Origin of the sequence: Bacteroides caecigallinarum, assembly GCF_016902295.1 — a bacterium.
Classification (GTDB): Bacteria; Bacteroidota; Bacteroidia; order Bacteroidales; family Bacteroidaceae; genus Phocaeicola; species Phocaeicola caecigallinarum_A.
On record NZ_JACJLQ010000026.1, the window covers coordinates 42,313 to 52,012 of the forward strand.

Consider the following 9,700-nt stretch of genomic DNA (forward strand, 5'->3'; position numbering starts at 1 on the left):
AAATTAAATTATAATAATTATGATCTCATTAAGAAAAAACATCATTACTCTATTTATGGCTTTGGCGGTAGTTGCTGTTTCATTTGCACAAACACCTGAAAGCTGGAAAGCTCTGGAAAAGCCATTGAATTTCTATCTTGCCAATGACCTTGGCCGTAACGGATATTATGACCAGAAACCTATTGCCGAACTGATGGGAAATATGGCAGAGACAGTAGATATAGAATGTGTGGTTGCTGCCGGCGACGTACATCATTTTGAAGGCGTACGCAGCGTTAATGACCCGTTGTGGATGACTAACTACGAGCTTATATACAGTCATCCGGAACTGATGATTCCGTGGTATGCCATACTTGGAAACCATGAATATCGTGGAAATACTCAGGCGGTCATTGACTATAGTAAAATAAGCGCAAGGTGGAATATGCCGGATCGTTATTACACTTTTGTCATGGAGAATGATGGTATAACAGTGCGTTTCGTTATGGTTGATACTGCTCCGCTCATAGATAAATATCGTGAAGATGACGAATATTCTGATGCATGCAAGCAGGATATGGACAAACAGTTGAGCTGGATTGATTCGTTATTGACAACATCCAAAGAAGACTGGGTATTGGTTGTTGGCCATCATCCAATCTTTGCTGAAACAGGTAAGGATGATTCTGAAAGGCTTGACTTGCAGAAAAGGCTTGATTCCATACTTCGCAAGCATACTAATGTAGATATGTATCTGTGCGGTCATATACATAATTTCCAGCATATCCGCAAAGTTGACAGTAATATAGATTATGTAGTGAATACGTCAGGTTCGCTCAGCCGTAAGGTGAAACCAATAGATGGAACCAGATTCTGCAGCGGCGATACAGGCTTTTCGCTGATTTGTGCCGACAAAAAGGAACTGAATTTACACATGATAAATAAGGAAGGAAAAGTGATTTATACTGTTACTAGGAAGAAGTAATAATCCAAACATATAGTAGAATCCGGACTACAATAGTGTATCGTATTTATTCGTTGTAAATACACTATGCTGTTGTAGTTCGGATTTTGTTGTTATTTTGCTATACCCATATTGCATTTGCCTATTAAATATATTATAGCTGTTAAAAAAAATGAAATACAGGCGTGGCTCTGACTTAAAAAGATGTTATTAAGCATGCGTTTGTAATTCTTTTAATATTTTTGCACAGAATATGATTTTGTGTGCCGCACTCGGCATACGCCTAACAAAGTATATAAACTAAAAACATAGAGCATGATACAGAAAGTATTGATAGCTAATCGTGGAGAGATTGCTGTGCGTGTTATGCGTTCTTGTCGAGAGATGGGAATCAGAACTGTAGCTGTATTCTCTGAGGCCGATAGAGCGGCTCGCCACGTATTATATGCAGATGAAGCTTGTTTCATAGGTCCTGCTGCATCTCGTGAGAGTTATTTGAATATTGACAAAATTATTGAAGCAGCCAAGCGTCATGGTGCAGATGCTATTCATCCGGGATATGGTTTCCTTTCCGAAAATTCTGAATTTGCCCGCAGATGTAAGCAGGAGGGAATCATCTTCATAGGTCCTGATCCTGAAACTATGGATGCTATGGGAGACAAGATTTCAGCGAGAAAACACATGATTGCTGCCGGAGTACCTGTCGTACCCGGAACCGAAAAACCTTTACAGAATGTAGAAGAGGCAAAGAAAATATGTAATGAAATAGGTTATCCTGTAATGCTTAAGGCCTCAATGGGTGGCGGTGGTAAAGGTATGCGTCTTATTCATAATGAGGATGAAGTGGAAGAAGCATACAATACAGCCCGTTCGGAATCAATGTCTTCATTTGGTGACGACACTGTATATTTGGAAAAATTTGTTGAAGAACCTCATCACATTGAGTTCCAGATTTTGGGTGACAATTATGGCAATGCCATCCATTTGTTTGAAAGAGAATGTTCTATACAGCGCAGAAATCAGAAAGTGGTAGAAGAAACTCCTTCTCCATTCGTAACTCCTGAGTTGCGTGAGAAAATGGGTAAGGCCGCTGTAGCTGCCGCAAAGGCTGTAAATTATAAAGGTGCGGGTACAATTGAATTCCTTGTTGACAAGAACCGTAATTTCTATTTCCTTGAGATGAATACACGTCTTCAGGTTGAGCATCCTATAACAGAAGAGGTTGTTGGTGTTGACTTGGTTAAAGAACAGTTACGTATCGCTAATAATGAGCCTTTACATCTTAAGCAGGAAGAACTGAAACAGAGAGGACATGCCATTGAATGCCGTATCTGTGCAGAAGATACAGACAATAACTTCATGCCTTCGCCGGGTATTATCAAGCAACTGATGGAACCTAACGGTATCGGTGTACGTATAGACAGCTATGTATATGAAAGTTATGAAATTCCTATCTATTACGACCCGATGATAGGTAAGCTGATTGTATGGGCTACTACCCGTCAGTTCGCCATCGAGCGTATGCGCCGAGTTCTGTATGAATACAAGATTACCGGACTTAAGACTAACATCAGTTACTTGCGTCATATAATGAATGTTCCTGACTTTGTAGAAGGTCACTATAATACATTGTTTATTCCTAAGCATCAGGAAATGCTTAAAGAATGGGCAGGCAAGAAAGAGGAAGAGACTGAAAACATAGCCATGATGGCTGCATACATCGACTATCTGATGAATCTGGAAGAAAACAAGGGAACATCTTCGGATAACCGTCCTATCAGCAGATGGAAAGAATTTGGATTGCAGAAAGGTGTACTTAGAATATAAGTTTGTAAGTTTTTAAGTTTGTAAGTTGGTTTAGGCTTACAAACAGATAATCTTATAAACTATAAACTTATAAACTAATAAACTCAAAAACTCGAAACAATGGAAATACATATAGGAAACAGAGTTGCCGACGTTACATTGGTCAGCAAGGAAGGTAATAAGGTGCAACTGACTATTGATGGCGTTCCATACGACGTGGATATCGTAATGGCTGAAAACGGTAGTTGCTCTATTATACATGATGGTAAATCGTATAACACAGAACTTATCCGTAAGGAAGGTGGTAAGAGTTATACTGTAAATGCTCACTATCAGTCATATAACATTGATATCATAGATTCACAGGCCAAGTATCTTCGTATGCGTAAGGGAGCTGATGAAAAACAGCAGGATAAGATTGTTTCTCCTATGCCTGGTAAGATTGTGAGCATACCGGTTTCTGTAGGTGACAAACTTGAGAGTGGTGATATAGTAGTTGTAATTGAAGCGATGAAGATGCAGAGTAACTACAAGGTAAGCGCTCCTTGCGTAGTTAAGGAGATCCTTGTAAAAGAAGGTGACTCTGTAAATGCCAATCAGGTGGTTATGACTTTGGATATTATTAAAGAAGACTAATTATGACAACAGAAGAACAATACAAATATTTTCAGGAGCTTGACAAGAAGGCTTCTCAGGGCGGTGGAGTAGAGCGTGTGGAAAAACAGCATGCCAACGGACATATGACAGCCCGCGAACGTATAGACATGTTGCTTGACAAAGGAACATTCAACGAAATAGACAAGTTCGTGATACATCACTGCACAGACTTCGGTATGGAAAAGAACCATATTCCGGGCGACGGTATCGTGTGTGGTTATGGTAAGGTTGACGGACGTCTGGTTTATGTATATGCTTACGATTTCACTGTATATGGCGGTACACTTAGTGTGACAGGCGCACAGAAGATTGTAAAGGTACAGCAGTTGGCACTCAAGAACGGTGCTCCAGTAATTGCATTGAACGACTCAGGTGGCGCACGTATCCAGGAAGGTGTGGGAAGTATCTCAGGTTATGCTTCTATCTTCTATCAGAACACTATCGCTTCAGGTGTTATCCCTCAGATCTCCGCTATCCTTGGCCCTTGTGCCGGTGGTGCCTGCTATTCTCCTGCACTTACCGACTTTATCTTCATGGTGAAGGAAAAGAGCCACATGTTCATCACTGGTCCTGATGTGGTTAAGACTGTAACTCACGAAGAAGTTGATAAGGAAGAACTTGGCGGTGCATACACACACAGCAGCAAGAGTGGTGTTACTCACTTCCTTTGCGATACAGAAGAAGAAACACTTATGGGTATCCGCGAGCTGTTGAGCTTCCTTCCGTCAAACAATATGGAAGATGCTCCTGTTCAGCCATGTTCTGATGATATCCGCCGTGCAGACGAATCGCTGATGTCTGTAATTCCAGACGACCCTAACATGCCTTACGACATCAAGAATATCATAGAGCCGGTAGTCGATAATCAGTACTTCTACGAAGTAATGCCACACTTTGCAAAGAACATGGTAGTGGGATTTGCCCGTATGGGAGGACGTTCTGTAGGTATCGTAGCAAACCAGCCTGCATATCTTGCCGGTGTGCTTGATATCGATGCTTCGGACAAGGCAGCTCGTTTCATCCGTTTCTGCGACTGCTTCAATATTCCTATCATTTCGTTTGTTGACGTACCTGGATTCTTGCCAGGCTGCGATCAGGAACACAATGGTATTATCCGTCACGGTGCCAAGATTGTTTATGCATACGCTGAGGCTACAGTGCCTAAGATTACTGTTATCACACGTAAGGCATACGGTGGCGCATACATCGTGATGAACAGTAAACCTATAGGTGCAGATATAAACTTCTCATATCCTACAGCCGAGATTGCCGTTATGGGTGCTGATGGAGCTGTAAATATCCTTTATCGCAAGGCTACTCCTGAAGAAAAGGCTAAGGCAGTAGAAGAATACAAGGAGAAATTCTCTAATCCATACCGTGCTGCAGAGCAGGGATATATCGATGAAATCATTCTCCCGAGAGATACACGATACAAACTTATCCAGGCATTGGAAATGACTCAGAACAAGAGTCAGAGCAATCCTCCTAAGAAACATGGAAACATGCCTTTGTAATAAGATAGGCAAATAATAACAGCAGATGAACAGTAACATTTTAAGACTGAAAAAAATTGTCTTGTCATGTTGCTGTTCATCTTTTTTATGTTTACAAATCTTTCACATCCTTCACGGTACCGATGTTTTTTCGTAACTTTACCCCGGATAAATTATAAATTCAGAAGCTTATGAAAAGACTTATCATGTTGGCAGCCATGTTTATCTGCCTTTTTGGTGTAACAAATTTGATGTCGCAAACCCCGGTAGCCGATAAGGCTGGATATATAGTTAAGGTGGGAGATATGGCTCCTGATTTCGAAATGACTCTCACTGACGGGACTAAAGTAAAGCTCTCGTCATTGCGCGGCAAGGTGGTAATGCTTCAGTTTACAGCCAGCTGGTGCGGAGTATGCCGTAAGGAAATGCCTTACATCGAGAGCGATATATGGCAGAAACATAAAGATAACAAGCAGTTTGCCCTCTACGGCATAGACCGTGATGAACCGCTTGAACGTGTAAAAGCCTTTGCTAAACAGACAAAGATTACTTATCCGCTCGGGCTCGATCCTGGGGCAGATATATTTGCTCTTTATGCTGAAAGAAATGCCGGGATAACAAGGAATGTCCTTGTTGGCCGTGATGGTAGAATCGTTATGATGACAAGGCTTTATAATGAGGATGAATTCAAGGCGTTGTGTAATAAAATTGACGAACTGTTAAAAGACTGACGGTAAAATTATATGAAGCGCATTTGGTTTTTATTGTCATTCCTGTGTGTAATATCTTTTTCATTATCGGCTCAAACTAAGAAAGAACCTCTGTTCGGCAAGTCGCATTCATCTTATACCGTATCATCTTCATCACTTAAGGGAGCCGTGTTCTATCTCGTGAGTGGACATGGAGGACCCGACCCCGGCTGTATAGGCAAGTATCAGGGTAAGGAACTGCATGAGGATGAATACGCTTACGATATAATATTGCGCTTGGGCAAGGAACTACTGGAAAGAGGTGCAAAAGTATATTTTATAATTCAGGATGCGAAAGACGGTATCCGCGATTCGTATATTCTGAAGAACAGTAAGCGTGAAACCTGTATGGGAAAGCCGATTCCTCTTAATCAGATTGAGCGTCTGAAGCAGAGGTGTGTGGCTATAAATGATCTTTACCGTAAGGATAAGAGCAGCTATAAGCGTGCTATATTTATCCACGTTGACAGCCGTTCAAGAAGCAAACAGACAGACGTCTATTTCTATCACGCTCCTAAAAGCAAATACGGAGAGCGTCTTGCAACAGAAATTCAAAAGACTTTCAAAGGCAAATACAGAAAACATCAGCCGGGTAGGGGCTTCAGCGGAACAGTAAGCGAGCGTAATCTTTATGTGTTGAGGAATACCACTCCCGTAGCTGTGTTTATGGAGCTGGGCAATATGCAGAACGCCCTTGACCAGAAGCGTCTGGTGATTCCAAATAACCGCCAGGCCTTGGCAAACTGGATAACAGAGGCTATAGTGAAAGATTATAAGAAGAAATAAACAGCGATGTAGAACAGCATTTTTGTACCTGTTCTTATTCGATTTTAAACGTGCCCGCGTTTTGTCTTAAACACGGGCACGTTTTGTCTTAAACATGCCCGTGTTTTTTTATGGATTTAAAAGCGGGTGAAATGTACTGAATTGGATTTGGCTTGTGTGTTACTTTATGTTAAATTTTAATGCAGCCTAATATATGATTTTCGTCTGTTATTAATGTGCTTATAGTATAAAAAATAGCTTAATTGGGGGTCATTACGGTCACTACGGTCATATGAACCCATTTTTTTACGAATTAGCTTATGTCGTATTTCCTAATAAGTTCCGATATTGAAAATTTCTTTAACCCTATGCCAACTTGAAGAATGGTAATTTTATATCTCAAAACAGTATGTTTATGAAATTAATAAATGTTAAAATATTCCAAAATTGAGCATACTCTTTATATTGTAAATACAGTGTGTATTTATAAAATAAGCCTATGTTTTTTATAAGTGATAAGTTAATCCTGAATATCACCGATTATATGGCTTGAAATAAGTATTATTTGTATAATCTGTTTATATATAATGAGTTATGGTTCTATATGACGAAAAAAATAGGATCATATGACCGTAGTGACCGTAATGACCGTAAAATCTTAAGTGAATTATGCGTTTTTTTATTCGTAGCGCTAAGAAAATTTCATAAAACCAGTCAGACTCATGTAATTTATATTAGCAATAGTAAGTGAAAATTAGCACTTACGGATGTGCCCGTGTTTTCGTATAAATAAATCTATATTAAACGGCTTGTCTGATAGCATGAGAACAAAAAATGACAAATAATAAAGAGGCGTATTTTTGTTACGATGAAAAAATCCAAGTTTTGAGTTTGCTATTTTGGGTGGGCGGAAAAGGGTTTTCTCCGGCTGGAGATAATAATGAATAATTTTACTGTTTTTAAGTGTATAATAATATATATTTACATTTAGACGTAAGTTTATAAGGTCGGGTGCTTGCAGGTGTATCTGTGGAAGTTCTTGATAAAATAACAACTTTGAACTATCCGGATTTTCCGGATAGTTCAAAATTAAAGGACGAGTAGTTCGGAATTACCGGGCAACTCGATTTTTATTTATGTAAAAGATGAATTCTCTGTTCTCTCCATAACTTAATTATTGCATATAATTTATTAAAGATTTTTATTACCTTTGCAACTAAGCATTTGCATATTTGAAGCCTTTTTTATCATCTTTTATGTAAAGGTTTACATAAGCCCTGTATCATAGAGATTATCAGGAGCGCGAGCCGGTTGAGATTACTATCGAGCCTGATAAGATTTCTATCCTCAGCTATGCCGGTCCGGACCGTTCCATCAGCATTGATGCCATTCAGAAGGCAGAACGACTTAAGTCACGTCGCTACCGTAACCGTCGTTTAGGTGATTACCTTAAAGAACTTCAGTTGTCCGAAGGTAGAGGAACCGGCATCCCGACCATACAGGATGAGTTAAGAAGAAATGGCTCCGGAGCTGCTGTGATTGAGACAAACGATGAAAGAAGTTACTTCCTGATTGAGATTCCTTGTAGAGAGGGGTTTTTAAGATGAGTCATTAAATGATAAGATAAATGATAGGATAAAATGCGTTTTGTTAAAGATTTCAGAACTTGGAATAGCTAAGAGAAAAGACTTGTATGATGCAATAAAAGTATCAATGTCTACCATTGATAGAATACTTAAGCAACTAATATCTGAAGAATTTAATCTTATAGAGTATCAAGGCTCTCGCAAGACTGGAGGGTATGTATTGACAGAGAGGGGTGAAGCGTATATTTAAAACGCTGAAATGGTTAATGGAAGTAAAAAACGATAATGAGTTATTATTTTTGTAGCAAATAATACTATTTTTGCTAAATTACCTATTATAATTATGATTGAAAGTTTTGATTGGAGAAAAACTAATGGCATGGATTTTAGTTTGAAGAATAAAAATCAGTTGATGATTTCTTTTTGTAATCGTTCAAATCGTTTTGTGCTACAAATGTATTTGGATGAAATGGAAAGAGAACCTCTTTGTTTGCATTGTAATAATATTCTACAGGAAAAAGAAGAAATGGATCTTTTTATCATGACAAAGGCTAAAACAGTTCATTTTATTCAAGAAAATGGTAGGACGATAGATCTTCCTCTTTCAGAATTTGATTATAACCGTGAAGAAGGATATTTGGAACATTCTTATGAAAATATCGCAATTAATATTTTTAAGCCTCTTAATTGCTCATATACCTATACGTATAATAGTTGTGGAGAGATTGAAGACAGAAATCCTATTTATGATGTAGTTATTTATTAAGATATGACAAAAGTTGACGCAATAGAACAGGTTATGCTTGCAAATGGTGGCTCTGCAAGTCTTAGCCAGATATATGACCAGATAGAGAAATTTTATCCGACGGCAAAACAATCCGCTACTTGGGATGCAGGTATAAGGGGTGTTTTATATAGAGAATTAAGGCAAGGTTCACGTTTTAAGAAAATCGGATTAAGTATCTATGCTGTAAATGGTTATCAAGAGGAAAAAGTTCCTAAAATGACAGATAAAGTTAGGGTACACTCTTTTATGGAGGGAATATGTCTTGAACTTGGCAACGTACAGAAATTTAAAACTTATACTGCTGATCCGTCAATGCTTTACAGGGATAATACTCATTTATGTGACATAGCAACATTGAAACAATTGCCTGAATTCTCTTATCCTGAGATTGTAAAAGAAGCGAAGTTGGTAGATGTTCTTTGGATGAGTGACCGAGAACTTTCATTCCCTCAATATGCATTTGAGGTTGTAGATAGTATCGGTACTTTAGATGGAGCATTTAAACGTTGTATGCAAATGCAAAATTTTAGGACTCGTTTTTTTATCGTAGCTCCGGAGAAACATAGGAAAAAATTTGAACAGACTATAGATCTGGAGATATACTATAAATCTAAAGAATTATTTAATTTTATAAGTTATGATATGATGCTTGAAACGTATGACCATGTTGTGAAAGGTGCAACTTCATTAAGTTGGTTGTAATTATTATTAATTATGGAAATTGAAGCGAATAATTATATTGGAGAGAATTAAGTATTCCGATAGAATTTTTGTTTTTTATATGTAAATAGATATGTTGTGCAAAGTAACCATTCTATTCTCCGCCTTGACACGCATTTTCCTTAAACATACCTTTGCGCCATAACCCAATAACATCAATGATTATGGCGAAAGAAAAAGTAAACTATCAGGAG

General features: G+C 38.5%; 8 protein-coding genes and 1 pseudogene. All 9 read left to right on the forward strand.

Features of this window, described 5'->3' with window-relative positions; translation table 11 throughout:
- Positions 1–55: 55 nt before the first annotated feature.
- The 9 genes and pseudogenes from H6A27_RS09860 (at position 56) to H6A27_RS09900 (ending at position 9,488) form a co-directional block, all read left to right on the forward strand.
- Positions 56–964, forward strand: coding sequence for a metallophosphoesterase (locus tag H6A27_RS09860; RefSeq protein WP_420867851.1), 909 nt, complete (start codon positions 56–58; stop codon positions 962–964).
- 294 nt (positions 965–1,258) lie between these two features.
- On the forward strand, positions 1,259–2,770 hold the full coding sequence (gene accC / locus H6A27_RS09865) for an acetyl-CoA carboxylase biotin carboxylase subunit (RefSeq protein ID WP_204508561.1): 1,512 nt from the start codon (positions 1,259–1,261) through the stop codon (positions 2,768–2,770).
- Between the two features lie 99 nt (positions 2,771–2,869).
- Entirely contained in the window at positions 2,870–3,385 is a 516-nt protein-coding gene (locus H6A27_RS09870) for an acyl-CoA carboxylase biotin carboxyl carrier protein subunit (RefSeq protein ID WP_204508562.1), read from the forward strand.
- A gap of 2 nt (positions 3,386–3,387) precedes the next feature.
- Positions 3,388–4,920, forward strand: coding sequence for an acyl-CoA carboxylase subunit beta (locus tag H6A27_RS09875; protein WP_204508563.1), 1,533 nt, complete (start codon positions 3,388–3,390; stop codon positions 4,918–4,920).
- Between the two features lie 197 nt (positions 4,921–5,117).
- Positions 5,118–5,630 carry a TlpA family protein disulfide reductase gene (locus tag H6A27_RS09880; RefSeq protein ID WP_235354098.1) on the forward strand — a complete coding sequence of 171 codons (513 nt, stop codon included), beginning with the start codon at positions 5,118–5,120 and terminating at the stop codon, positions 5,628–5,630.
- Between the two features lie 12 nt (positions 5,631–5,642).
- Positions 5,643–6,434: an N-acetylmuramoyl-L-alanine amidase family protein gene (locus H6A27_RS09885; protein ID WP_204508564.1), complete on the forward strand. Its 792-nt coding sequence runs from the start codon at positions 5,643–5,645 to the stop codon at positions 6,432–6,434.
- Positions 6,435–7,687: 1,253 nt separating this feature from the next.
- Positions 7,688–8,249 (forward strand): annotated as a pseudogene (locus tag H6A27_RS09890) (ATP-binding protein); the annotation flags it as partial.
- Between the two features lie 93 nt (positions 8,250–8,342).
- Positions 8,343–8,765, forward strand: a complete 423-nt coding sequence (locus H6A27_RS09895) for a hypothetical protein (protein ID WP_204508565.1) — start codon at positions 8,343–8,345, stop codon at positions 8,763–8,765.
- Positions 8,766–8,768: 3 nt separating this feature from the next.
- Positions 8,769–9,488, forward strand: coding sequence for a hypothetical protein (locus H6A27_RS09900; RefSeq protein WP_204508566.1), 720 nt, complete (start codon positions 8,769–8,771; stop codon positions 9,486–9,488).
- The last annotated feature ends 212 nt before the right edge of the window (positions 9,489–9,700 follow it).